Below are 23,118 nucleotides of genomic sequence, written 5' to 3'. Positions count from 1 at the left end.
TGCTCGCGAAGTTTTTAAAGGGCCAGCGGCGCTCGTTCGCAGAGGGTCGCCAACGCCTTGGCCCATTGCGGGTCGTCGTTCAGGCACGGCACCAGCACCAACTCCTCGCCCCCCGCTTCGCGGAACTGTTCCCTACCGCGATCGCCGATCTCTTCCAGTGTCTCGATGCAATCGGCGACGAACGCCGGGCACATCACCAGAATCTTTTTCACCCCGCTTTTGGCCAGTTCATCCAGCCGCACTTCGGTGTACGGCTCGATCCATTTCGCCCGGCCCAGGCGCGACTGAAACGACACCGACCATTTGCCGTCCGCCAGGCCCATACTTTTGGCGAAGGCGGCGGCGGTACGGAAACACTGCGCGCGATAACAGGTCGCCAATACCTCCGGCGAGGCGGTCTGGCAGCAATCGGCGCCCTTGAGGCAGTGATTGCCCGTCGGGTCGAGTTTGCTCAGATGCCGCTCAGGCAAGCCGTGAAAGCTCAGCAGCAGATGATCGTAGTCCTGCTGCAGATGTGGTCGAGCGCTGGCGGCCAGTGCCTCGATGTATTCCGGCTGATCGTAGAACGGTTGCAGGATCGACAACTGCACGTCGAGTTTCTTCTCGCGCAGCACGCGCCGGGCTTCTTCGATCACGGTGGTCGTGGTGCTGTCGGCGAACTGTGGGTACAGCGGCGCCAAAGTGATCTTCTTATGTCCCGCTTTGACCAGACGCAGCAGACAGGTTTCGATCGACGGCTCGCCATAACGCATCGCCAGATCTACCGGGCCGTGTTTCCACGTGCGGGTCATCTGCTCTTGCAAACGGCGGCTGAGCACCACCAGCGGCGAGCCCTCTTCCCACCAGATCGAGGCATAGGCATGGGCCGATTGCTCGGGACGCTTGATCAGGATCAGCGACACCAGCAGCCGCCGCAGCGGCCATGGCAGGTCGATCACGTAGGGGTCCATCAGAAATTGATTGAGATAGCTGCGCACATCGGCCACCGAGGTGGAGGCCGGAGAGCCCAGGTTGACCAGAAGCAAAGCGTGATCGGTCATGCAACGTCCTATTTCAGAGGCGGCTGGAGAGATCATCCAGAGCCGCGCGTAAATCCGTAAAGCGGAAGCTGAACCCCGCTTCCACCAGGCGTGCCGGCGTCGCACGCTGGCCGCCGAGCAATAACAGTGACAGCTCGCCGAGCATGACTTTCAGCGCCAGGGTCGGCATCGGCATGAACGCCGGGCGGTGCAACACACTGCCCAGGGTCTTGGCAAATTCGCGGTTGCGCACAGGTTTCGGCGCGCAGGCATTATAAGGACCGCTCGCCTGATTCCGGTGCAGAAGAAAATCAATCAGGGCGATTTGATCGTCGATGTGAATCCACGGCATCCACTGCCGACCATTGCCCAAAGGCCCGCCCAGCCCGAGCTTGAACGGCAGCAACAGCCGCGACAAAAAGCCGCCCTCAGCCGACAGCACCAGACCGGTTCGCACCAGTACCACGCGGATGCCGAGGTTTTCGGCGCGCAGGGCGGTTTCTTCCCAGGCGATGCACAACTGACTGGCGAAGTCGTCGATGCCCGGCGGTGATTCTTCAGTCAACTCGCGTTCGCCACCGTCGCCGTACCAGCCGATCGCCGAGCCGGAAATCAGCAGCGACGGTTTCTGCGCGCGAGTTTCCAGCCACGCCAGCAGCGTTTCCGTCAGGGTGATGCGGCTGCTCCACAGCAACGCCTTGCGACGATGGGTCCAGGGGCGGTCGGCAATCGGCGCGCCGGCGAGATTGACGATCGCATCCAGCGGCTCTTCGCCGAGGTCCTCCAGACGGGCAATCCCGCGCACCTGCGCGCCGCAGATCTGCGCGACTTTTTCCGCGCGGCGACTCCACACCGTCAGCCGATGGCCCTGCTCCAGCCAGTGCCGGCAGAGCTGACGTCCGATCAAACCAGTACCGCCGGTCAGCAATATGTGCATGACATCTTCCTCGCGTGGCGTTTAACCCGGATCACTAGTCTATTTTTATAGGCAGGGATCTTTTCGATCGGGCAGGCTCTATGGTTTAACAATAGGCCAAGCTGTCAGAACGAGAACGCTAGAAGTTATACCAAAAAACAGAATTGTACAGGTTTCATCGACGGCGTAGTCTGTACAGAAAGGTAAACGAGGCCCCTATGACTGTACCTATCGCAATCATCGGCACCGGCATCGCCGGGCTCTCCGCCGCTCAGGCTCTGACAGAGACCGGGCATACCGTTCAACTGTTCGATAAAAGCCGCGGCAGCGGGGGGCGCATGTCGAGCAAGCGCAGCGACGCCGGCTCGCTGGACTTGGGCGCTCAATACTTCACCGCGCGCGACCGGCGCTTCGTCACCGAAGTGCAGCGCTGGCAGAGCCGGGGCTGGGCCGCTGAGTGGACGCCGCAGCTGTACACCTTCCAGGGCGGCCAACTGAACATGTCGCCGGACGAGCAGACCCGCTGGGTCGGCACGCCGCGCATGAGCGCCATCACCCGTGGCCTGCTCGATGGCCTGGACGTGCAGTTTGCCTGCCGCATCACCGAGGTCTATCGCGGCGAAGAACACTGGCATCTGCAGGACGCCGACGGCTGCACCCACGGCCCCTTCAGCCATGTGGTGATCGCCACACCGGCACCGCAAGCCACCGCGCTGCTGGCCGCCGCACCGAAACTTGCCGGCGTCGCTGCCGGGGTGAAAATGGAGCCGACCTGGGCCGTCGCCCTCGCATTTGAAACCCCGCTCGATACGCCGATCGAAGGCTGCTTCGTGCAGGACAGCCCGCTCGACTGGCTGGCGCGCAACCGCAGCAAACCCGGGCGCGACAGCACTCTCGACACGTGGGTGCTGCATGCAACCAGCGCCTGGAGCCGGCAACACATCGACCTCTCCAAGGAAGCAGTAATCGAACATCTGCACGGTGCGTTCGCCGAATTGCTGCACAGCGCCATGCCTGCGCCGACCTTCAGCCTCGCCCACCGCTGGCTCTACGCCCGCCCCGCTACCGGCCACGAGTGGACCACGCTGGCCGACGCCGACCTGGGCTTGTACGCCTGCGGCGACTGGTGCCTGTCGGGCCGCGTTGAAGGCGCTTGGCTGAGCGGTCAGGAGGCTGCACGTCGCTTGCACGAACACCTGCAATGAATCGCATCAATCCGCGCAAATTGCTGCTGTCGAAGTGGACAGCAGCCCACCCGCAAAATCGCGAAAAACATTTTCTGGTCACCGAACTGATCCGCGACGAGGAAGGTACGGTGCTGGAAGTTGAATTGCAGGCGGTGCTGACCCAGCGTAGCGAGCGACTGGATTGGCAGGTGCTGAAAGACAGCGAGCACTGGTTACTGGGCTGGAAATAGATTTCCCTTGTGGGAGCGAGCCTGCTCGCGAAAGCGCTGTATCGGATACGAAATCACTGACTGACCCACCGCTTTCGCGAGCAGGCTCGCTCCCACATATTCAGCGCTGTAGAAAAATCTTATACAAATCATTTGACTTGTACATCCATCGATCTATGCTGAGGAAAAGTTGTACAGAGATAACTCTCTGTACAGGTATAGATTCGAGGTGCTCATGTCTACTGCTTCCCTGTCCAAGCCGAAGATCGCCATCAGCGCCTGCCTGTTGGGCGAAGAAGTGCGCTACAACGGTGGGCACAAGGAATCGCGGCTGTGCAGCCGCACCCTTACCGAATATTTCGATTTCGTCCCGCTGTGCCCGGAAGTTGCTATCGGCATGGGCATTCCCCGTGAGCCGATTCGGCTGGTCGGCGACCCTGAACAACCCGAGGCAGTCGGCACCGTTGACCGGACCATCAACGTAACCAGGCCACTGGCCGAGTACGGCGAGAAAATGGCCGCCGAGCTGCAGGACCTTTCCGGCTACATCTTCATGCAGCAGTCGCCCTCCTGCGGGCTGGAACGGGTCAAGGTCTATCACGACAACGGCGCGCCAGTGAATGGTGGCGGACGCGGGATCTATGCGCAGGCATTCTGTGCACAGCATCCGGATCTGCCGGTGGAAGAAGCCGGACGCCTCAACGATCCGGTGCTGCGGGAAAACTTCATCACCCGCGTCCTGGCCTACAGCGCCTGGCAGCAAGTGCTCGCCGAGGGTCTGAGCCGCCGCGCCCTTACCGAGTTCCATTCGCGCTACAAGTACCTGCTGATGGCGCACAACCCGCTGCAATACAAAAACCTCGGCAAGATGCTCGGCAACATGGCCGACAGCGATCCCGCCGAACTCGGCCCGCGCTATTTCAGCGAGCTGATGGCCGCGCTGAAGAAATGCGCCACTCGCGGCACCCATTGCAACGTGCTGCTGCACCTCAGCGGTTATTTGAAACAATCGCTGAGCGCCGAAGACAAACAGGAAATGCAGCAGATCATCGGCCAGTACCGCCAGGGCATCGTGCCGCTCGTGGTGCCGTTGACGCTGCTCAAACATCACTTTCGACTCCATCCGGACCCGTACATCGCGCAGCAGGTTTACCTGCAGCCGCATCCGGAAAACCTCAGTCTGCGAAACGCGATCTAATGAACGATAAAACCGACAGCAGCGCCCGGGAAGACCTCGGCGCCGACTTCAAGAAAGCCCTCGACGAGGGCTGGTTGCCGATTCGCGAAGTCGCGCGGCAGACGGGCGTCAACGCCATCACCCTGCGCGCGTGGGAACGTCGCTATGGGTTGGTGGTGCCCCAGCGCACGCCCAAGGGCCATCGACTGTATAGCGCTGAACATGTGCAGCGGATCATGGCCATCCTTACCTGGCTCAACCGTGGCGTTGCGGTCAGTCAGGTCAAGCCTCTCCTCGACGCGCCGCAGGCCTTCACGGAAACCGTGGAAAACGATTGGCAGCGTCTGCATCAGACGTTGCTGTCGGCGGTCACCTCGCTCAATGAGCGCGCGCTGGATGACAGCGTCAATCAGGCCATCGCCTTGTATCCGCCACGGACGTTGTGCGAGCAATTGCTGATGCCGCTGCTGGCCGAGCTCGAACAGCGCTGGCAGGGCCAGTTCGGCGCGCAGATGGAACGGACGTTTTTCTTTTCCTGGTTGCGCAGCAAATTCGGCGCACGCATCTACCATAACAACCGTCAGCTGCATTCGGCGCCGCTGCTGTTGATCAATCATTCCGACCTGCCGCTGGAGCCGCATCTGTGGCTGTGCGCATGGCTGATCAGCAGTGCCGATTGCCCGGTGCAAGTGTTCGACTGGCCACTGCCGGCCGGTGAGCTGGCGCTGACCGTCGAGCATCTGCAAGCCCGTGGCGTGCTGCTGTATTCGAGCAAAGCCATGCAACTGGCGCAGCTGCCCAAGCTGCTGGCGAACGTCAATTGCCCGACCTTGATTGCTGGCCCCACGGTGCACATTCACCACACCGAATTGTCCGCACGCACCGCCCAGACTGCCGACCTGTTCCTGGCTGAAGATCCGCTTGCCGCACACCAGGCGCTGCTCGAGCGCGGATTGATTTGATGATGGGTTTAATCACATGCAACTGATCTGGCTGCGCAGCGACTTGCGCCAACGTGACAACACAGCCCTCGCGGCCGCCGCAGCTCGCGGCCCGACCGTGGCGGTGTATCTGTTGAGTCCGCAGCAATGGCTGGCGCACGACGATGCGCCGTGCAAAGTGGATTTCTGGCTGCGCAATTTGCGCGAACTGAGCCAGAGCCTCGGCGCGCTGAACATCCCGTTGTTGATTCGCAGCGCACCGCACTGGGATCAGGCACCGGCAGAATTGCTCAAGCTGTGCCGGCAATTGAAGGTCGAGGCGGTGCACGCCAACGAGGAATACGGCGTTCACGAAAGCCGCCGTGATGAAGCCGTGGCCGAAACGTTGCGAGCCGAAGGCATCGAATTCCACAGTTACCTGGATCAGTTGCTGTTCAAACCCGGCACAGTGCTGACCAAGACCGGCACCTACTTCCAGGTGTTCAGTCAGTTTCGCAAAGTCTGCTACGAACGCCTGCATCGCTCGATGCCGGCACTGGTCAAGGCACCCGGCAAGCAGGCCGCGCTGGATATCGCCAGCGATGCAATTCCGGAGGCGGTAAAAGGTTTCGCCACACCGAGCGAATCCCTGCGCGCCCTGTGGCCGGCCGGCGAGCAAGAGGCGCGACGCCGCCTCGATACCTTCACCGACGCGCAGATCGACTACTACCGCAGCGAACGCGACTTCCCGGCCAAACCTGGCACCAGCCAATTGTCGGCGTATCTCGCCGCCGGCGTGATCTCGCCACGCCAGTGCCTGCACGCTGCACTGCAAAGCAATCAGGGCGAGTTCGAAAGCGGCAAGGTCGGCGCGGTGACCTGGATCAACGAGCTGCTGTGGCGCGAGTTCTATAAACACATTCTGGTCGGCTATCCACGCGTCTCCCGGCATCGCGCCTTCCGCCCGGAAACCGAAGCGCTGGCCTGGCGCGATGCGCCGGAAGAACTCAAGGCCTGGCAGGAGGCACGCACCGGGCTGCCGATCATCGACGCGGCGATGCGTCAACTGCTGGAAACCGGCTGGATGCACAATCGCCTGCGCATGGTCGTAGCGATGTTCCTGACCAAAAACCTGCTGATCGACTGGCGCGAGGGCGAACGCTTTTTCATGCGCCACCTGATCGACGGCGACCTGGCGGCCAACAACGGTGGCTGGCAGTGGAGCTCATCGACCGGCACCGACTCGGCGCCGTACTTCCGTATCTTCAACCCGTTGAGCCAGTCGGAAAAATTCGATGCCGAAGGCGTGTTCATCAAGCACTGGTTGCCGGAACTGGCCGGGCTCAACAAGAAGGAAGTGCACAATCCGGCGGCAGCCGGAGGACTGTTCGGCGTGTCCGGTTATCCGGCGCCGATCGTTAATCTCAGCACTTCACGCGAGCGTGCGCTGACGGCGTTCAAGAACCTGCCGTCGCGCCAGCCTGTGGGCGGCAGCGATGAGTGAATTCCTGCGCAGCTTCGCCCGCGAGTTTTGCGGGTTGAACAAAGACAACCTGCATCGCCTCGGCGAGCTGTACAGCGACGACATTCATTTCACCGATCCGCTGCACGAAGTTCAGGGCCTGGCACAACTGCGGGATTACTTCAGTGAGCTGTACGCCAACGTCAGCGATCTGCGTTTCGATTTTCATGGTTTCGACCAGATCCGCGAAGGTGAGGGTTACCTGCGCTGGGTCATGAGTTATCGCCATCCGCGCCTGGCCAACGGTCGGGAAATCAGGGTCGGTGGCTGCTCGCACCTGCTCTGGCGCGACAAGGTTTATCGCCATCGGGATTATTTCGATGCCGGGGCGCTGCTGTATGAACACTTGCCAATATTGGGCCGGGTGATTGCCTGGCTGAAAAGGAGAATGGGATGAGTCGTACACCTCCACGGCGGTATTGGTTGACCGGCGCCAGCAGTGGCATCGGTGCAGCCTTGTGTGAGGACATTCTGAAAAGCGGCGCACACCTGGCGGTCAGCTCGCGCTCGGCCGCGCCGCTCAAGGTTTTGTCCCAGCGCTACCCGGGCCAGGTGCTGGTGGTGCCCGGCGATCTGACCAACAGTCAGACCGTGCGCGAAATCGGTGAGCAGATCACCGAGGCCTGGGGTTCGCTGGACAGCGTGATTCTCAACGCCGGCACCTGTGAATATGTCGACGCGCGCCAGTTCGATTCGTCGATCATCGAGCACGTGGTGCGCACCAATCTGCTCGCCAGCAGCTATTGCATCGAAGCCGCCCTGCCGCTGTTGCGCAAAGGCACCGCGCCGCATCTGGTCGGCATGGCCAGCTCGGTGACTTACCTGCCGCTGCCACGGGCCGAAGCCTATGGCGCATCGAAGGCCGGGCTGCGTTACCTGTTCGAATCGCTGCGCATCGATCTGGCGGATGAAGGTATTGAAGTCACCATCATCAGCCCTGGTTTTGTCGAAACGCCGCTGACCGAGAGGAACGATTTCCCGATGCCGCTGAGCTGGCCCGCAGATAAAGCGGCGCGGCACATCTTCGCCAAACTCAAGGACCGTCCGCTGGAAATTGCCTTCCCGGGGCTGTTCATGGCCGCGCTGTGGCCGCTGTCCAAGCTGCCCGCCCGCGCGCAACTGGCGATCGGCAAACGCATGGTGCGCAAGAACCCTCCGCAGCGGGACCCGATATGAAAATCGCCGTAATTGGCAGCGGTATCGCCGGGCTCACCTGCGCCTACCTGCTGAACCGCCGCCACGACATCACCGTGTTCGAAGCGAGTGACTGGGTCGGCGGCCACACCCACACCGTACCGGTCAGCGTGGCTGGGCAATCGTTCGCCATCGACACCGGTTTCATCGTGTTTAACGACTGGACCTACCCGAACTTCATTCGCTTGCTCAACCAGCTCGGCGTGGCGTTCAAGCCGACCGAAATGAGCTTTTCGGTAACCGACCCGGACACTGGCGTGGAGTACAACGGCAACAACCTCAACAGCCTGTTCGCCCAGCGCAGCAATCTGTTGTCGCCCGGGTTCTGGGGGATGCTGCGCGACATTCTGCGCTTCAACAAAGAAGCCCAGCGCGACCTGGTGGAACTGCGCATCGCCGCCGATACCACGCTCGATGATTACCTCAAGGCCGGCGGCTACGGCGAGCGCTTCATCCTGCACTACATCGTGCCGATGGGCGCGGCGATCTGGTCGATGCCAATGGCGGAAATGCTCAATTTCCCGCTGCAATTCTTCCTGCGTTTTTTCAAGAATCATGGCCTGTTGTCGGTCAGTGATCGGCCGCAGTGGCAGGTCATCGAAGGCGGTTCCAGTGCCTACGTCGCGCCGCTGACCGCTTCGTTCAGCGACAGGATTCGCCTGAACTGCCCGGTCAGCCGCGTCGAGCGCAATCAGCATGGCGTGGTTATCCACAGCCCGGCCGGCCTCGAACATTTCGACAAGGTGGTGTTCGCCTGTCACAGCGATCAGGCACTGAAGCTGTTGGCCAACCCGAGCGACGCCGAGCGTTCGATTCTCGGTGCCCTGCTCTACGCCGACAACGACGTCGTGCTGCACACCGACACGCGCCTGCTGCCGACGCGCAAACTGGCCTGGGCCAGCTGGAACTATCGCCTCGGCGGCGCCGGCCATACCCGCGCGGCGGTCACCTACAACATGAACATCCTGCAGGGCATCGAAAGCGACACCACGTTCTGCGTCAGCCTCAACCAGACCGCCGGCATCAGCCCGGACAAAGTGCTGGCCCGCTATACCTACGCGCACCCGCAATACACCCTCGCCGCAGCGGCCGCGCAAAACCGTTGGGGCGAACTCGATGGCGAGCAGCACACGCATTATTGCGGCGCCTACTGGGCCAACGGCTTTCATGAAGATGGCGTGGTCAGCGGTTTGCGTGTGGCCGCCGCGTTCGGTGAAACCCTGTGAACAGCGCACTGTATAGCGGCGTGATTGGCCACCGACGTTTTGCGCCGCGCCGCCACGAATTCCGCTACCGCATTGGCCTGCTCTATCTCGACCTGAGCGAACAGGACGCCGTGCAGGCCTTGTCGCCGCTGGCGGGGCGCAGCCGCTTTGCGCCGTTCTCGTTTCGCGAAACCGATTACCTCAAAGCCTTCACCGGCAAGGGCATACGCCTGATCGACGCGGTGCGCCAGCAGGTCGGTGCAGCCATCGGTCATGAACCACAAGGCGCGGTGTGCCTGCTGACTCAGCCGCGCAGTTGGGGCCTGTCGTTCAATCCGGTGAGCTTCTTCTACTGCCATGAAGCCGACGGACAACTGGCGGCGATCGTTTGTGAAGTCACCAATACGCCATGGCGCGAGCGTTTTCATTACGTGTTGCCGGCGCAGACGCCGACCAGTCTGGTGGATTTCCACCAACATTTTGCTGTAGCCAAGGCGTTTCACGTCTCGCCGTTTCTGCCCCGCGACCTCGAATACCGCATGAGCTTCAGCCCGGCTGCGCAAAGCCTTGGCGTGCACATGGCCGATTGGCAGGGCAACGAGAAACTGTTCGACGCCACACTGAATCTGCGCCGCGAACCGCTCGATCGTCGCAGCCTGCATCGCTATCTGCGGCGCTTCCCGTGGATGACCGCAAAAACCGCTTTGGCGATTTATTGGCAAGCACTGCGACTGCTGCTCAAGCGCGCGCCGATCTTCCCTCACCAGGCTGCCGACGGCAGCTTTAAAACCGCCACTGTGCCTCCGAAGGAGCCGCACCATGAAATCCTCTAGCCTGCCGCTCGGTCGCTTCAGCACCAACGGTTTGACCGGCTCGCTGCTGCGCCGTGGCGTGTTGCGCCAATTGGCCCAGCTCAAACACGGACAATTGATGGTCGTCGAGGATGGCGAACAAATGCTTTTCGGCACCCCGGGCAGTGCTCTGCTCGGCGAAGTCCATGTACTCGACCCGGCCCTGTGGGGCATGGTCGCCAGTAGCGGCTCGATCGGCGCCGGCGAAGCATTCATCCACGGCTATTGGAGTTCGCCGGACCTGACTGCTGTGGTGCGCGTGTTCGTCAGCAATCTCGATGTACTCGATGCCATGGAAGGTGGCCTGGCGCGTCTGGGCCGGCCCTTCGTGCAAGGCCTGCACTGGCTCAATCGCAACACGCGCAAGGGGTCGCAGAAAAACATCGCCGCGCACTACGACCTCGGCAATGAACTGTTCGAACAGTTTCTCGACCCGACCATGATGTATTCCGCCGCCCAGTTCCTTTCGCCGAGCGACACCCTGGAACAGGCGCAACTGAACAAACTCGAGCGCATCTGCCAGAAACTCGCGCTCAAACCCAGCGACCACCTGCTGGAAATCGGCACCGGTTGGGGCAGCATGGCCCTGTACGCAGCGCAGCATTACGGTTGCCGCGTGACCACCACGACGCTGTCGAAAGAGCAGTTCGCGTTCACTGCCAAGCGCATCGAACAACTCGGCTTGCAGGATCGCGTCACCCTGCTGCTCAAGGACTACCGCGACCTCAGCGGCGAGTACGACAAACTGGTGTCGATCGAGATGATCGAGGCGGTCGGCCATCGGTTCCTGCCGACCTACTTCAAGCAATGCGCGCAGTTGCTCAAAAGCAACGGCCTGATGCTGCTCCAGGCGATCACCATTCGCGAACAACGCTACGAACAGGCCAAGCGCAGCGTAGACTTCATCCAGCGCTACATCTTCCCCGGCGGCGCCCTGCCCTCGGTGCACAAGATGCTCGATGTGGTCGGCCGCGAAACCGACATGAACCTGCTGCACATGGAAGATTTCGGCCTGCATTACGCCAAGACACTGCGCCTGTGGCACGAGAACTTTCGCCTCGCCCATGGTCGCCTGAGCGAGCTGGGCTACGACGATTATTTCCTGCGTTTGTGGGAGTTTTACCTGTGCTATTGCGAGGGCGGATTCCTCGAACGCACCATCGGCACCGCGCAATTGCTGCTGGCCAAACCGGCGGCGATGACCGCTCCCCTGCTCGGACGCTTCGATGCGTGAGCGAATCGCCAATGCCGTGCTGTTTCAGCTCGGCTGGCTGGCCTGCGTGCTCGGCGGCAACAGTTTATGGCTGTTGCTGGCACTGGCGGCGCTGGTGATTCATCTGCGCTGGATCAGCAGTTGGGCGGCAGAAGGTCGTTTGATTCTGTGCGTGGTGATTGTCGGCACGGCGGTGGACAGCGTCTTGCGTTACCTCGACGTGTTCCGCTTTGCAGACGCGTCACCGCTGATTCCGTTGTGGCTGATGCTGCTATGGGCACTGCTCGCCACCACGTTGCGCCACTGCCTGGCCTGGAGCGCGCGGCCATGGTGGCTGGCCAGCGCACTTGGCGCGGTGGGCGGGGCATTGTCGTACTACGGTGGCGGACGCCTGGCCGGCGTGCATTTCCCTTACGGCGAAGTGTCGACGCTGATCGTTATCGGGCTGCTCTGGGCAGGGCTGTTCCCGCTGTTGCACTTGATGGCACGGCGTCTGGCGCCGTGAGCGTCCGTCAGCGCTTTCACACCCACCGCGATCACTGCCTTACACTGCCACGATGAAAACCATCCCTCACACACAAATCGCCGAACCGGCGGTCACCTGCTCGACCTGTGCGGCGTGCTGCTGCCAGCTCGAAGTGATGCTGATCACCGACACCGGCGTGCCTGATCGCTTTATCGATACCGATGAATGGGGCGGCGAAGTGATGCTGCGTCTGGACGACGGCTGGTGCGCGGCACTGGATCGCGACAGCATGATGTGCACGATCTATGAACGACGCCCGCTGATTTGCCGCGAGTTTGAAATGGGCGCGCCGGAGTGCATCGAAGAGCGCCGGGGAATTGCTACAGCCTACCGCTGATTTCTTTGACGGCGCAGAAACAACTGTGGGAGCGAGCCTGCTCGCGAAGGCGGTGTGTCAGCCACCATTTGAATTGGCTGACACTCTGCTTTCGCGAGCAGGCTCGCTCCCACGTTGGTTCCGCGTAGGCGGATTACAGCGGCATTGTGTAATGCAGCGCGTAGCTTTCTACACCATCGTTGTCGCTGGACAGGCCGGCGTTGGAGTAGTGCGTGGCGCGGATTCCGACTTCGTGGCCGCCGTTGAAACGCAGGCCGACACCGATGCGGTCTTCAAACTGGAAGGAGCCGCCCAGGTTGTTGCTTTCGTATTCGGTGTTGGAGAAGAACGCCACGCCGATACCCGCTTCCACGTATGGCTTGACCGACTGGCCGGCAAACTCGTAAACGAATACAGGTGAGAACGATAGGCTGTTGTTGCTGGAAGTCTTGTCACCTTCCCAGTACGTGTAGGCACCGCTCCAGTAGCCGGTCAGGCGACCGACGTCGCTCTGCAGCCAGCTCTTGTCCCAGTCGAAATTCATGCCTAAGCGATACGTCATTGTCGAATCGCTGGTACCGCCGACGGCGAATTCAACGCCAGCGGCTTGTGCAGAAATGCTTTGCCCCATCAGTGCGGCCGCAATCGCGGCCAAGCAGAATAGTCGCTTCACTTTGAAACTTCCTTTTCCGGAACGATCGTTTGGTTTTTAGTTGCTGCTGTCGCTATAGAAATCCGCGCTTGGTCAGAAGTTCAGCGTTTTTTTAGTTATTTCACATTTTTTTTACAAGTCGAAGTTTTGCACATTCGACGCAGTTTGGCCCAGCAACGGTAGGATTTTTCTGAGAGATTGCGGATCGCCGCTGGTCCAGAACTTCACCGGCTGGCTCGGACGTTGCGCCAGCAGATCACGCTCGGCGAGCAAGCGTTGCAACTGCCGGGCCACGGCAGCTCCGGTATCGATCAGGCTGACATCGTCGGCGATCATCGACCTGAGTAGCGGCTTGAGGAAGGGATAATGGGTACAGCCAAGAATGATCGTGTCGCAGTTTTGCGCCAGCAATGGAGCGACGTAACCTTGCAATAAAGTGCGTAATTCGGCGCTGTGCAGATCACCCGTTTCGATCAGTTCGACCAGTCCCGGACAGGGCTGGGTGATGACTTTTATGTCAGCCGCGAAGCGATCGAGCAACGCGGCAAACTTCGCGCTCTGCAACGTGCCGGTCGTGGCCAGGACGCCAACCACGCCGCTTCGTGTGGCCGCTGCGGCCGGTTTGACCGCCGGTTCCATGCCGACAATCGGCCAGTCGGGGAAATCGCGACGCAGATCGGCAACCCCCGCCACGGTCGCGGTATTGCACGCCAGCACCAAAGCTTTGGCCCCCTGCTCGCGAAAAAACCTGGCCATCACGCTGCAACGCTCGCGGATGAATTCCGGGGTTTTCTCGCCGTAAGGAATGTTCCCGCAATCGGCGACATAAAGCAGCGATTCGTTGGGCAGCAAGCGCTGGATTTCGCCGAGGACCGACAAGCCGCCGACCCCGGAATCGAACACGCCGATCGGCGCTTCACGCATGGCGGGCGCCACAGACGCTGCAGCCCGGATCGCGCTTGACGCGAAGCTCACGGAATCGCGAGCCCAAGGCGTCGATCAACAACAGTCGCCCCACCAATGGTTCACCAAAGCCGACCAGAACCTTCAACGCTTCGAGCGCCTGCAAGCTGCCGACCAGACCGACCAATGGCCCGACCACGCCGGCCTCGCTGCAGGTCAGTTCGGCTTCACTGCCGTGACCGTACAGGCAGTGATAGCAAGGGCTGTCGGCACGTCGTGGATCGAACACCGACAACTGCCCTTCTAGACGAATCGCCGCGCCACTGACCAGTGGCTTGCACGCGGCAACACAGGCGGCGTTAACCGACTCGCGGGTAGAGAAGTTGTCCGAGCAATCGAGCACCAGATCCACCGCCGCCACCGCTGCACCGAGAGAATCCTCGTCCAGCGCCTGGCGATGGGCGACCAGTTGAATTTCCGGATTGATCGCGCCCAGGCGCTTGAGCGCCGAGTCGACCTTGGACATGCCGACACTGTCGGTGTCGTGAATGATCTGTCGTTGCAGATTGGTCAGATCGACCGTGTCGAAATCCGCCAGATGCAATTCGCCGACGCCCGCTGCTGCCAGATACAGCGCCACTGGCGCGCCGAGACCGCCGAGGCCGACGATCAGCACGCGGCTGGCCTTGAGCTTCAGCTGCCCGTCGATGTCGATGTGTTGCAGCAGAATCTGCCGGCTGTAGCGCAGCAATTCCTGATCATTCAGCACGGCAGGCGCCCCAGACTGATGCGTTGATGGCCGCCCAGATCGGTGCGGCTGTGGACTTCTTCAAAGCCACGAGTGAGCAGCAGATCACGCACGGCTTCGGCCTGATCATAGCCGTGTTCGAGCATCAGCCAGCCGCCGGTTTCAAGATGATCCGGCGCCTGCGCAACAATCAGGCGCAGATCATCGAGGCCATCTTCACCGGCGACCAGCGCACTGGCCGGTTCGAAACGCACATCACCCTCGACCAGATGCGGATCGGCGGCGGCAATGTACGGCGGGTTGCTGATGATCAGTTGAAAGCGCTGGCCTTCAAGGGCGCTGAACCAATGGCTGCTCAGCACCGTAGCGTTGTTCAGGTGCAGACGCTGGCGATTGCGTTCGGCCAGGGCCACGGCTTCAAGCACACGATCCACGGCGGTGACTTTCCACGCCGGGCGCTCGCTGGCCAAGGCCAAAGCAATCGCGCCACTGCCGGTGCCCAGATCAAGAACCTTGGCCGGAGTTGCCGGCAGCAGCTCAAGGGCTGCCTCCACCAGCAATTCGGTGTCGGGACGCGGAATCAGCGTGTGCGGCGCGACTTCCAGATCGAGTTTCCAGAAGCCCTGCTGGCCGAGAATATAAGCTACCGGTTCACCGCTGCGCCGCCGTTGCAAGTACTCGGCAAAGGTCAGCGCAGCCTCGCTTGGCACGATGCGCTCGGGCCAGGTGTGCAGGAAGCTGCGCGACTTGCCCAGTGCGGCGGCGAGCAGCAGTTCCGCGTCCAAACGCGCTGTGGGCGAGTCCGGCAGCTCGGCGGCGCGCAACAGGCTGGCGATGATGGTCATTTATTCACCTATCGCTGCGAGTTGGTCAGCCTGATATTCGGCCAGCAAGGGCTCGATCACGGCTTCGACGCCACCGGCGAGAATTTCATCCAGGGAATACAGGGTCAGGTTGACGCGATGGTCGGTGACCCGGCCCTGGGCGTAATTGTAGGTGCGGATACGCTCGGAACGATCGCCGGAGCCGACCAGCAACTTGCGCTCACTGGCAATCGCGTTGGCTGCCGCTGCGTTCTGCTGATCGTTGAGTTTTGCCGACAGCCACGCCATCGCCCGGGCACGGTTCTTGTGCTGGGAACGTTCTTCCTGACACTCGACGACGGTGCCGGTCGGGATGTGGGTGATGCGGATCGCCGAATCGGTGGTGTTGACGTGCTGACCACCGGCCCCGGAGGAACGGTAAGTGTCGACGCGCAGATCCGCCGGGTTGATCTCGACGGCTTCGCGCTCATCCGGCTCAGGCAACACCGCCACGGTGCAGGCCGAGGTGTGGATCCGGCCCTGGGATTCGGTGGCGGGTACGCGCTGGACGCGGTGTGCGCCGGACTCGAATTTCAACTTGCCGTAAACGTTGTCGCCTTCAATGCGCGCGATGACTTCTTTATAGCCACCGTGTTCGCCTTCGTTTTCCGAGAGGATCTCTACGCGCCAGCCACGCCGCTCGGCATAACGCGAGTACATGCGGAACAGGTCGCCGGAGAAGATCGCCGCCTCGTCGCCACCGGTGCCGGCGCGTATTTCGAGGAACACGTTACGCCCGTCATTCGGATCTTTAGGCAGCAGCATGCGCTGCAGATCGGATTCCAGCGTGACCAGCAACTCCTTGGCTTCGCGAACTTCTTCCACGGCCATTTCGCGCATGTCCGGGTCGTTGTCCTTGAGCAGCGCCTGCGCGCCTTCAAGATCGCTTTGTACGCCGAGCAGCTTTTTATAGGCGGCCACTACCGGCTCGAGTTCGGCGTACTCCTTGGAATAGGCGCGGAACTTGGCCTGATCGGCAATGACTTCACCGTCGCCGAGCAGCGCGGTCAGTTCCTCGAAACGGTCCTGGAGAATGTCCAGCTTGTTGAGCAGTGACGCTTTCATTGCGGTTTTTTATCCGAAAAACTATCCGGTGAGCCCTCAAGGGCAAAGAGTTCCTGGGCCATGGCCAGCGCATCGAGGCGGCCTTCGGCAGACAGCTTTTTCAACTGCACGCTGGGCGCATGCAAGAGTTTGTTGGTCAGGCCACGGGCCAGTTGCCCGAGCACGTCTTCGGCGTTGCCGCCGTTGGCCAGCAGACGCAGGGCCTTCTGCAATTCCTCGTCCCGCAGGCGTTCGCTCTGTTGACGATAGGCCTTGAGCACATCGACTGCCGCCAGTTCGCGCAGGCGCACCATGAAATCGTCGGCGCCGACCGAGACCATTTCCTCCGCCGCTTGCGCAGCGCCCTGACGGCTCTTGAGGTTCTCGGCGACCACTTCGTGGAGATCGTCGACGCTGTACAGGTAAACGTCATCGAGCTCGCCGACTTCCGGCTCGATATCGCGCGGTACGGCGATGTCGACCATGAAGATCGGCTTGTGCTTGCGCAGCTTCAGCGCACTTTCCACCGCACCCTTGCCAAGAATCGGTAACTGGCTGGCGGTCGAACTGATGACGATATCGCTGCGCACCAGCTCCGCCGGAATGTCCGAGAGCAGCACGGCGTGAGCGCCGAATTGCTCGGCCAACTGGCTGGCGCGCTCCAGCGTGCGGTTGGCAACGACGATGCGCTTGACCCCCAGCTCATGCAAATGGCGCGCGACCAGCGTAATCGTCTCGCCGGCACCGATCAGCAGCGCCTGGCTGCGTTGCAGATCGCTGAAAATCTGTTTCGCCAGGCTCACCGCAGCAAACGCCACCGACACCGGGTTCTCGCCGATCGCAGTATCGGTACGCACTTGCTTGGCAGCATTGAACGTCGCCTGAAACAGCCGCCCCAGCAGCGGACCGATGGTGCCGGCCTCGCGGGCCACGGCGTAGGCCGATTTCATCTGGCCGAGAATCTGCGGTTCGCCCAGCACCAGCGAGTCGAGCCCGGAAGCGACGCGCATCATGTGACGAACAGCCGCATCGTCTTCATGCACATAAGCACTGGCGCGCAGCTCGTCGAGACTCAGATGGTGATAATCGGCCAGCCAGCGCAGCACGACATCGGCCGACAGCTGATCCTGTTCTATATAAAGCTCACTGCGATTGCAGGTGGAGAGGATCGCGGCTTCGCGGCTGTCGGTCAGTCGGCAGAGCTGCTGCAAGGCCTCCACCAGCTGCTCAGGGGTAAAGGCCACGCGCTCGCGGACGTCTACTGAAGCAGTCTTGTGGTTAATACCGAGTGCAAGGAAGGCCATTCAAGGTCGCTGGTGGTGACGTGAAGCCGGCAATTGTCCTACTTCGAAAGATTCAGAACAACTACCGCTGACTATTGTCCCAATCGTCAGCCCCTATAATGGCCACAATTGAGTCTCGGTTATGTTTGGCCGAAGGCTTGTGTCATGATGATCCGACCGCAGGTTAGTCGTCCTCTTCCTATATGAATAGATCTTCCGCGTTGCTCCTCGCTTTTGTCTTCCTCAGCGGCTGCCAGGCCATGGCGCCCGTTGCGCCGGACGGCACCCCGCCGGTCGAAGACACCACGCCCGCACCTGAAAAGCCCAAGGTTTACGGCTCGTTCAGCGAGGAAACCGTGTTCAGTCTGCTGAGCGCCGAACTCGCCGGCCAGCGCAATCGTTTCGACATTGCCCTGGACAATTACGTGACCCAGGCCATCAACACCCAGGATCCGGGCGTTTCCGAGCGTGCGTTCCGCATCGCCGAATATCTGGGCGCCGATCAACCGGCCCTCGACACCGCGCTGATCTGGGCGCGCAATGCCCCGGACGATCTCGAAGCGCAACGCGCCGCCGCCGTGCAACTGGCCCGCGCCGGGCGTTACGACGACTCCATGGTCTACATGGAGAAAGTCCTGCAGGGCAAGGGCGACACCCATTTCGATTTCCTCGCGCTGTCGGCCGCCGACACCGATCAGGAAACCCGCAACGGCCTGATGAAAAGCTTCGACCGTTTGCTCCAGCGCCACCCGAACAACAATCAGCTGATTTTCGGCAAGGCTCTGCTGTTGCAGCAGGACGGCGACAATCAAGGCGCACTGACTCTGCTCGAAGACAACCCACCGGAAGATGGCGAGATCGCACCGATCCTGCTGCGCGCGCGCCTGCTTCAATTGCTCAACCGTGGCGACGAAGCGCTGCCGCTGTTGCAGAAAAGCATCAGGAAATACCCGGAAGACAAACGCCTGCGCCTGACTTACGCGCGCATGCTGGTTGAACAGGACCGCATGGACGACGCCAAGGCCGAATTCTCCACGCTCGTTCAGCAATACCCGGAAGACGATGAACTGCGTTACTCGCTGGCACTGGTGTGCCTGGAAGCCAAGGCGTGGGATGAGGCCAAGGGCTATCTGGAAGACCTGATCGCTCGCGAAAGCCACGTCGATTCAGCGCATCTGAATCTCGGCCGGATTGCCGAAGAGCGCAACGACCCACAAGGCGCGCTCATCGAATACGCCCAGGTCGGCCCGGGCAATGACTATCTGCCGGCACAGCTGCGTCAGGCCGATATCCTGATGAGCAACGGCAAAACCGCCGAAGCGCAGAGCAAGCTGGCGGCCGAGCGTGACGAGCAACCCGACTACGCGATCCAGTTGTATCTGATCGAATCGGAAACCCTGTCGGCCAATAAACAGGACGACAAGGCCTGGAAAGTTCTGCAACAAGCGCTGCAGAAATACCCGGACGATCTCAATCTGCTTTACACCCGCGCCATGCTCGCGGAAAAACGCAATGATCTGGCGCAAATGGAGAAAGACCTGCGCCTGATCATCAAGCGCGACCCGGACAACGCCATGGCGCTCAATGCGCTGGGCTACACCTTGTCCGATCGCACCACCCGCTACGCTGAAGCGAAAACGCTGATCGAGCAGGCGCACCAGATCAACCCGGAAGACCCGGCGGTACTCGACAGCCTCGGCTGGGTGAACTATCGCCTGGGCAATCTGGACGACGCGGAGAAATACCTGCGCCAGGCGCTCGAGCGTTTCCCTGACCACGAAGTCGCCGCGCACCTGGGCGAAGTCCTCTGGGCCAAGGGCAATCAGCGCGAAGCCAAACAAGTGTGGGGCAAGTTCCTCAAGGATCAGCCCGACAGCACCATTCTGCGCAGCACCATCAAGCGCCTGACCGGATCCGAGAATCTTTAAACCATGCTTTTGCGCCACGTTATTGTTTTCAGCTTCATCGCCCTCCTCGCCGGCTGCTCGGGCTTCGGCACTCGCGAATCGGTCGAGGGCCACGGCAGCCCGGCCCAATGGGCGGCAAACAAACAGCAACTGACCGGCCTCGATGGCTGGCAGATCGACGGCAAGATCGGCATCCGCGCGCCGAAAGATTCCGGCAGCGGCACGCTGTTCTGGCTGCAGCGTCAGGACTACTACGACATTCGCCTGTCCGGCCCGCTGGGTCGTGGTGCGGCACGTCTGACCGGGCGCCCGGGCAAGGTGTCGCTGGAAGTCGCCAACCAGGGCCGCTACGAATCGCAATCACCCGAAGCTCTGCTCGAAGAACAGCTGGGCTGGAAACTGCCGGTGTCGAATCTGGCCTGGTGGGTTCGTGGCCTGCCCGCTCCGGAAAGCAAAAGTCGCTTGAACCTGGACGCCGACAGTCGTCTGGCCAGCCTTGAGCAGGACGGCTGGAAAGTCGAATACACCGCCTACACCGAACAGAATGGTTACTGGCTCCCCGAGCGCATCAAGCTGCACGGCACCGACCTCGACGTGACGCTGGTGATCAAGACCTGGCAACCGCGCAAGTTGGGGCAATAAAGCATGACCGCTGCACGCCTGACCCTGCCCTCGCCGGCCAAACTCAACTTGATGCTGCACATTCTCGGTCGCCGTGAAGACGGTTATCACGAATTGCAGACGCTGTTTCAGTTCCTCGATTATGGCGATGAAATCACTTTCGCCGTGCGCGATGACGGCGTGATTCAGCTGCACACCGAGTTCGCCGGCGTGCCCCACGACAGCAACCTGATCGTGCGCGCGGCGAAGATGTTGCAGCAACAGTCCGGCTGCGCGCTCGGTATCGACATCTGGATCGACAAGGTGCTGCCCATGGGCGGCGGCATCGGTGGCGGCAGTTCGAATGCGGCGACGACTTTGCTCGGCCTCAACCATCTCTGGCAGTTGGGCTGGGATGAAGATCGTCTGGCGCAACTGGGCCTGTCACTCGGTGCCGACGTACCAGTGTTCGTCCGTGGCCATGCGGCATTTGCCGAGGGCGTCGGCGAGAAACTGACCCCGGTCGACCCCGAAGAACCGTGGTATCTGGTGCTCGTGCCGCAAGTCGCTGTTAGTACGGCAGAAATTTTTTCCGATCCTTTGTTGACACGTAACACACCGCCCATTAAAGTGCGCCCCGTTCCCGAGGGAAACAGTCGAAATGACTGCTTGCCGGTGGTCGCAAGGCGTTATCCAGAGGTACGTAACGCATTGGATTTGTTAGGTAAATTTACCGAAGCAAAGCTCACCGGAACTGGAAGTTGTGTGTTTGGGGGCTTCCCAAGCAAAGCTGAAGCTGATAAAGTCTCGGCCCTTCTGACAGAGACCCTTACAGGGTTTGTAGCGAAAGGAAGCAACGTTTCGATGTTGCATCGCAAGCTGCAAAGTCTGCTCTAAAGGAATCAAGTGCCCGGCACTTGAAAGCAACAGATACAGGGGCGTCGCCAAGCGGTAAGGCAGCAGGTTTTGATCCTGCCATGCGTTGGTTCGAATCCAGCCGCCCCTGCCATTTTCTCTACTCATCCAGGTTACCCTCAGCCTCTAGGTACTGCGCGTGTCCAAGATGATGGTCTTTACGGGGAATGCCAACCCCGATCTGGCTCGGCGTGTCGTACGTCAGCTGCATATCCCTCTCGGTGACATCTCTGTCGGCAAGTTTTCCGACGGCGAAATCACAGCCGAGATCAATGAAAACGTTCGCGGTAAAGACGTCTTCATTATTCAGCCGACCTGCGCTCCGACCAACGATAACCTGATGGAACTGGTAGTGATGGCTGATGCCTTCCGCCGCTCCTCAGCTACTCGTATCACTGCTGTTATTCCTTATTTTGGTTATGCCCGTCAGGATCGCCGTCCGCGTTCCGCACGTGTGGCTATCAGCGCGAAAGTCGTTGCTGACATGCTTACCGTAGTCGGCATCGACCGTGTTCTCACGGTTGATCTGCATGCTGACCAGATTCAGGGCTTCTTCGATATTCCGGTAGATAACATCTACGGCTCCCCGGTTCTGGTGGATGACATCGAAGATCAGCGCTTCGAAAACCTGATGATCGTGTCCCCGGATATTGGTGGCGTCGTGCGTGCACGGGCTGTTGCCAAGTCGCTGGGCGTCGATCTCGGGATCATCGACAAACGCCGTGAGAAAGCCAATCACTCTGAAGTGATGCATATCATCGGTGATGTCGAAGGGCGTACCTGTATTCTGGTCGATGACATGGTCGATACCGCCGGCACCCTGTGCCACGCGGCCAAGGCCCTGAAAGAGCATGGCGCAGCCAAGGTCTTTGCCTACTGCACACACCCTGTGCTGTCGGGCCGGGCCATCGAGAATATCGAAAATTCCGTGCTGGACGAGCTGGTGGTCACTAACACCATCCCGCTGTCCGCTGCAGCACAAGCCTGTGCACGTATCCGTCAACTGGATATCGCACCGGTTGTTGCCGAAGCGGTTCGCCGCATCAGCAATGAAGAATCGATCAGCGCGATGTTCCGTTAAGGGCCCTGCCCTTCGCGAAATGTCTCGTTGACGAAAAGCGCCCCGCCCCGGCATTCCTGTCGGGGCGGGGCTTTTTTGCCCATACCGTGTTCGGCGCTGGTCGCAAACGCCACTCGGTCATGGCTATTTTGGAGATACAAAATGAACGATTTTACTCTGAATGCTGAAGTGCGTTCCGACCTGGGGAAAGGTGCGAGCCGCCGCCTGCGTCGTCTCGCCGCTCTGGTTCCAGCTGTTGTTTACGGTGGCGACAAAGCCCCTGAATCCATCAGCATGCTGGCCAAAGAAGTTGCCAAACTGCTCGAAAACGAAGCGGCTTACAGCCACATCATCGAGCTGAACGTTGGTGGCACCAAGCAGAACGTCATCATCAAGGCGCTGCAGCGTCACCCGGCCAAAGGCCACGTGATGCACGCTGACTTCGTACGCGTTGTTGCCGGCCAGAAACTGACCGCCATCGTGCCTGTACACTTTGTTGGCGAAGAAGCTCCAGTGAAGAAAGGCGGCGAAGTTTCGCACGTTGTTGCTGAAATCGAAGTGACCTGCCTGCCAAAAGATCTGCCTGAGTTCATCGAAGTCGATCTGTCGAAAGCAGAAATCGGCACCATCATTCACCTGTCGGACCTCAAAGCTCCTAAAGGTGTTGAGTTCGTTGCTCTGGCACACGGCGATGACAAGGCTGTTGCCAACGTCCACGCTCCACGTGTTGCTGCAGAACCTGCCGAAGAAGGCGAAGCAGAGTAATTCACTCTGTCATGCCGGGGAGTGAGCAAGTAACATCGCGGACTGGAACGTAGCGAGAAAGCGGGCGAGAACGCGGAGTTTACATCCATGGTAAATGAGCATTTTTCGTCCACTTTCGCCGCT

The 23,118-nt window shown here is 60.7% G+C and carries 25 protein-coding genes and 1 tRNA gene; 18 read left to right on the top strand and 8 right to left on the bottom strand.

What is annotated here, in order from left to right:
- Positions 1-14: 14 nt before the first annotated feature.
- Together hemH and AB4N48_RS02440 are read right to left on the bottom strand one after the other, a co-directional pair.
- Positions 15-1,040: a ferrochelatase gene (hemH, locus tag AB4N48_RS02445; protein WP_460143625.1), complete on the bottom strand. Its 1,026-nt coding sequence runs from the start codon at positions 1,038-1,040 to the stop codon at positions 15-17.
- 13 nt (positions 1,041-1,053) lie between these two features.
- The gene (locus AB4N48_RS02440; protein ID WP_236168901.1) at positions 1,054-1,956 is read right to left on the bottom strand and encodes a TIGR01777 family oxidoreductase; all 903 of its coding nucleotides are present in this window, start codon (positions 1,954-1,956) and stop codon (positions 1,054-1,056) included.
- 197 nt (positions 1,957-2,153) lie between these two features.
- On the opposite strand from AB4N48_RS02440, the gene AB4N48_RS02435 reads away from it, so the two are divergent.
- The 12 genes from AB4N48_RS02435 (at position 2,154) to AB4N48_RS02380 (ending at position 12,276) form a co-directional block, all read left to right on the top strand.
- On the top strand, positions 2,154-3,140 hold the full coding sequence (locus AB4N48_RS02435; protein ID WP_041479990.1) for an NAD(P)/FAD-dependent oxidoreductase: 987 nt from the start codon (positions 2,154-2,156) through the stop codon (positions 3,138-3,140).
- Positions 3,137-3,352 (top strand): TIGR02450 family Trp-rich protein, encoded by a 216-nt coding sequence (locus AB4N48_RS02430; RefSeq protein ID WP_076564097.1) that lies wholly within the window; start codon positions 3,137-3,139, stop codon positions 3,350-3,352. Before AB4N48_RS02435 ends, AB4N48_RS02430 begins: the two co-directional genes overlap by 4 nt.
- A gap of 214 nt (positions 3,353-3,566) precedes the next feature.
- Positions 3,567-4,529, top strand: a complete 963-nt coding sequence (locus tag AB4N48_RS02425; RefSeq protein WP_041479992.1) for a YbgA family protein — start codon at positions 3,567-3,569, stop codon at positions 4,527-4,529.
- Positions 4,529-5,470 carry a MerR family transcriptional regulator gene (locus tag AB4N48_RS02420; protein ID WP_016773222.1) on the top strand — a complete coding sequence of 314 codons (942 nt, stop codon included), beginning with the start codon at positions 4,529-4,531 and terminating at the stop codon, positions 5,468-5,470. Before AB4N48_RS02425 ends, AB4N48_RS02420 begins: the two co-directional genes overlap by 1 nt.
- Before the next feature lie 16 nt (positions 5,471-5,486).
- The gene (gene phrB, locus AB4N48_RS02415; RefSeq protein ID WP_460094735.1) at positions 5,487-6,932 is read left to right on the top strand and encodes a deoxyribodipyrimidine photo-lyase; all 1,446 of its coding nucleotides are present in this window, start codon (positions 5,487-5,489) and stop codon (positions 6,930-6,932) included.
- A complete protein-coding gene (locus tag AB4N48_RS02410) occupies positions 6,925-7,347 on the top strand; it encodes a nuclear transport factor 2 family protein (RefSeq protein ID WP_071173575.1) in 423 nt (140 codons plus the stop codon). Before phrB ends, AB4N48_RS02410 begins: the two co-directional genes overlap by 8 nt.
- Positions 7,344-8,126 carry an SDR family NAD(P)-dependent oxidoreductase gene (locus AB4N48_RS02405; RefSeq protein WP_041479996.1) on the top strand — a complete coding sequence of 261 codons (783 nt, stop codon included), beginning with the start codon at positions 7,344-7,346 and terminating at the stop codon, positions 8,124-8,126. The genes AB4N48_RS02410 and AB4N48_RS02405 overlap by 4 nt, the downstream gene beginning before the upstream one ends.
- Complete coding sequence (locus tag AB4N48_RS02400; protein WP_252868281.1) at positions 8,123-9,370, top strand: NAD(P)/FAD-dependent oxidoreductase; 1,248 nt, start codon at positions 8,123-8,125, stop codon at positions 9,368-9,370. Before AB4N48_RS02405 ends, AB4N48_RS02400 begins: the two co-directional genes overlap by 4 nt.
- Entirely contained in the window at positions 9,367-10,182 is an 816-nt protein-coding gene (locus AB4N48_RS02395; RefSeq protein WP_460094734.1) for a DUF1365 domain-containing protein, read from the top strand. The genes AB4N48_RS02400 and AB4N48_RS02395 overlap by 4 nt, the downstream gene beginning before the upstream one ends.
- Positions 10,169-11,434 (top strand): SAM-dependent methyltransferase, encoded by a 1,266-nt coding sequence (locus AB4N48_RS02390; RefSeq protein ID WP_236168897.1) that lies wholly within the window; start codon positions 10,169-10,171, stop codon positions 11,432-11,434. Before AB4N48_RS02395 ends, AB4N48_RS02390 begins: the two co-directional genes overlap by 14 nt.
- Complete coding sequence (locus AB4N48_RS02385; RefSeq protein WP_151551149.1) at positions 11,427-11,918, top strand: DUF2878 domain-containing protein; 492 nt, start codon at positions 11,427-11,429, stop codon at positions 11,916-11,918. The genes AB4N48_RS02390 and AB4N48_RS02385 overlap by 8 nt, the downstream gene beginning before the upstream one ends.
- Positions 11,919-11,970: 52 nt before the next feature.
- Positions 11,971-12,276 carry a YkgJ family cysteine cluster protein gene (locus AB4N48_RS02380; protein WP_024014290.1) on the top strand — a complete coding sequence of 102 codons (306 nt, stop codon included), beginning with the start codon at positions 11,971-11,973 and terminating at the stop codon, positions 12,274-12,276.
- 133 nt (positions 12,277-12,409) lie between these two features.
- Here the strand turns inward: AB4N48_RS02380 and AB4N48_RS02375 are convergent, their stop codons facing one another.
- From AB4N48_RS02375 to hemA, 6 genes are all read right to left on the bottom strand, one after another.
- Positions 12,410-12,928, bottom strand: coding sequence for an acyloxyacyl hydrolase (locus AB4N48_RS02375; RefSeq protein ID WP_016773213.1), 519 nt, complete (start codon positions 12,926-12,928; stop codon positions 12,410-12,412).
- 111 nt (positions 12,929-13,039) lie between these two features.
- Positions 13,040-13,831, bottom strand: coding sequence for a glutamate racemase (gene murI / locus AB4N48_RS02370; protein ID WP_406227446.1), 792 nt, complete (start codon positions 13,829-13,831; stop codon positions 13,040-13,042).
- Positions 13,824-14,579: a molybdopterin-synthase adenylyltransferase MoeB gene (locus AB4N48_RS02365; protein WP_375122681.1), complete on the bottom strand. Its 756-nt coding sequence runs from the start codon at positions 14,577-14,579 to the stop codon at positions 13,824-13,826. Before AB4N48_RS02365 ends, murI begins: the two co-directional genes overlap by 8 nt.
- The gene (prmC, locus tag AB4N48_RS02360; protein WP_122693167.1) at positions 14,573-15,403 is read right to left on the bottom strand and encodes a peptide chain release factor N(5)-glutamine methyltransferase; all 831 of its coding nucleotides are present in this window, start codon (positions 15,401-15,403) and stop codon (positions 14,573-14,575) included. The genes AB4N48_RS02365 and prmC overlap by 7 nt, the downstream gene beginning before the upstream one ends.
- Positions 15,404-16,486, bottom strand: coding sequence for a peptide chain release factor 1 (gene prfA / locus AB4N48_RS02355; protein ID WP_460094733.1), 1,083 nt, complete (start codon positions 16,484-16,486; stop codon positions 15,404-15,406).
- Positions 16,483-17,769: a glutamyl-tRNA reductase gene (gene hemA / locus AB4N48_RS02350; RefSeq protein WP_016773209.1), complete on the bottom strand. Its 1,287-nt coding sequence runs from the start codon at positions 17,767-17,769 to the stop codon at positions 16,483-16,485. Before hemA ends, prfA begins: the two co-directional genes overlap by 4 nt.
- A gap of 182 nt (positions 17,770-17,951) precedes the next feature.
- Between hemA and AB4N48_RS02345 the strand changes: the two genes are divergently transcribed.
- The 6 genes from AB4N48_RS02345 (at position 17,952) to AB4N48_RS02320 (ending at position 22,995) form a co-directional block, all read left to right on the top strand.
- Positions 17,952-19,676, top strand: coding sequence for a tetratricopeptide repeat protein (locus tag AB4N48_RS02345; RefSeq protein WP_056790302.1), 1,725 nt, complete (start codon positions 17,952-17,954; stop codon positions 19,674-19,676).
- Positions 19,677-19,679: 3 nt separating this feature from the next.
- Entirely contained in the window at positions 19,680-20,297 is a 618-nt protein-coding gene (gene lolB, locus AB4N48_RS02340; RefSeq protein WP_016773207.1) for a lipoprotein insertase outer membrane protein LolB, read from the top strand.
- Between the two features lie 3 nt (positions 20,298-20,300).
- Positions 20,301-21,152, top strand: coding sequence for a 4-(cytidine 5'-diphospho)-2-C-methyl-D-erythritol kinase (gene ispE / locus AB4N48_RS02335; protein ID WP_122706695.1), 852 nt, complete (start codon positions 20,301-20,303; stop codon positions 21,150-21,152).
- 37 nt (positions 21,153-21,189) lie between these two features.
- Positions 21,190-21,264 (top strand) — tRNA-Gln (locus AB4N48_RS02330).
- Positions 21,265-21,309: 45 nt separating this feature from the next.
- The gene (locus AB4N48_RS02325; RefSeq protein ID WP_003171603.1) at positions 21,310-22,251 is read left to right on the top strand and encodes a ribose-phosphate pyrophosphokinase; all 942 of its coding nucleotides are present in this window, start codon (positions 21,310-21,312) and stop codon (positions 22,249-22,251) included.
- A 141-nt stretch (positions 22,252-22,392) separates the two neighbouring features.
- The gene (locus tag AB4N48_RS02320) at positions 22,393-22,995 is read left to right on the top strand and encodes a 50S ribosomal protein L25/general stress protein Ctc (RefSeq protein ID WP_056790308.1); all 603 of its coding nucleotides are present in this window, start codon (positions 22,393-22,395) and stop codon (positions 22,993-22,995) included.
- The last annotated feature ends 123 nt before the right edge of the window (positions 22,996-23,118 follow it).

The organism is Pseudomonas sp. S2_C11 (genome assembly GCF_054668395.1).
Note: the sequence above shows the minus strand (reverse complement) of the source record. Positions and strands in the feature narration are given on the sequence as shown.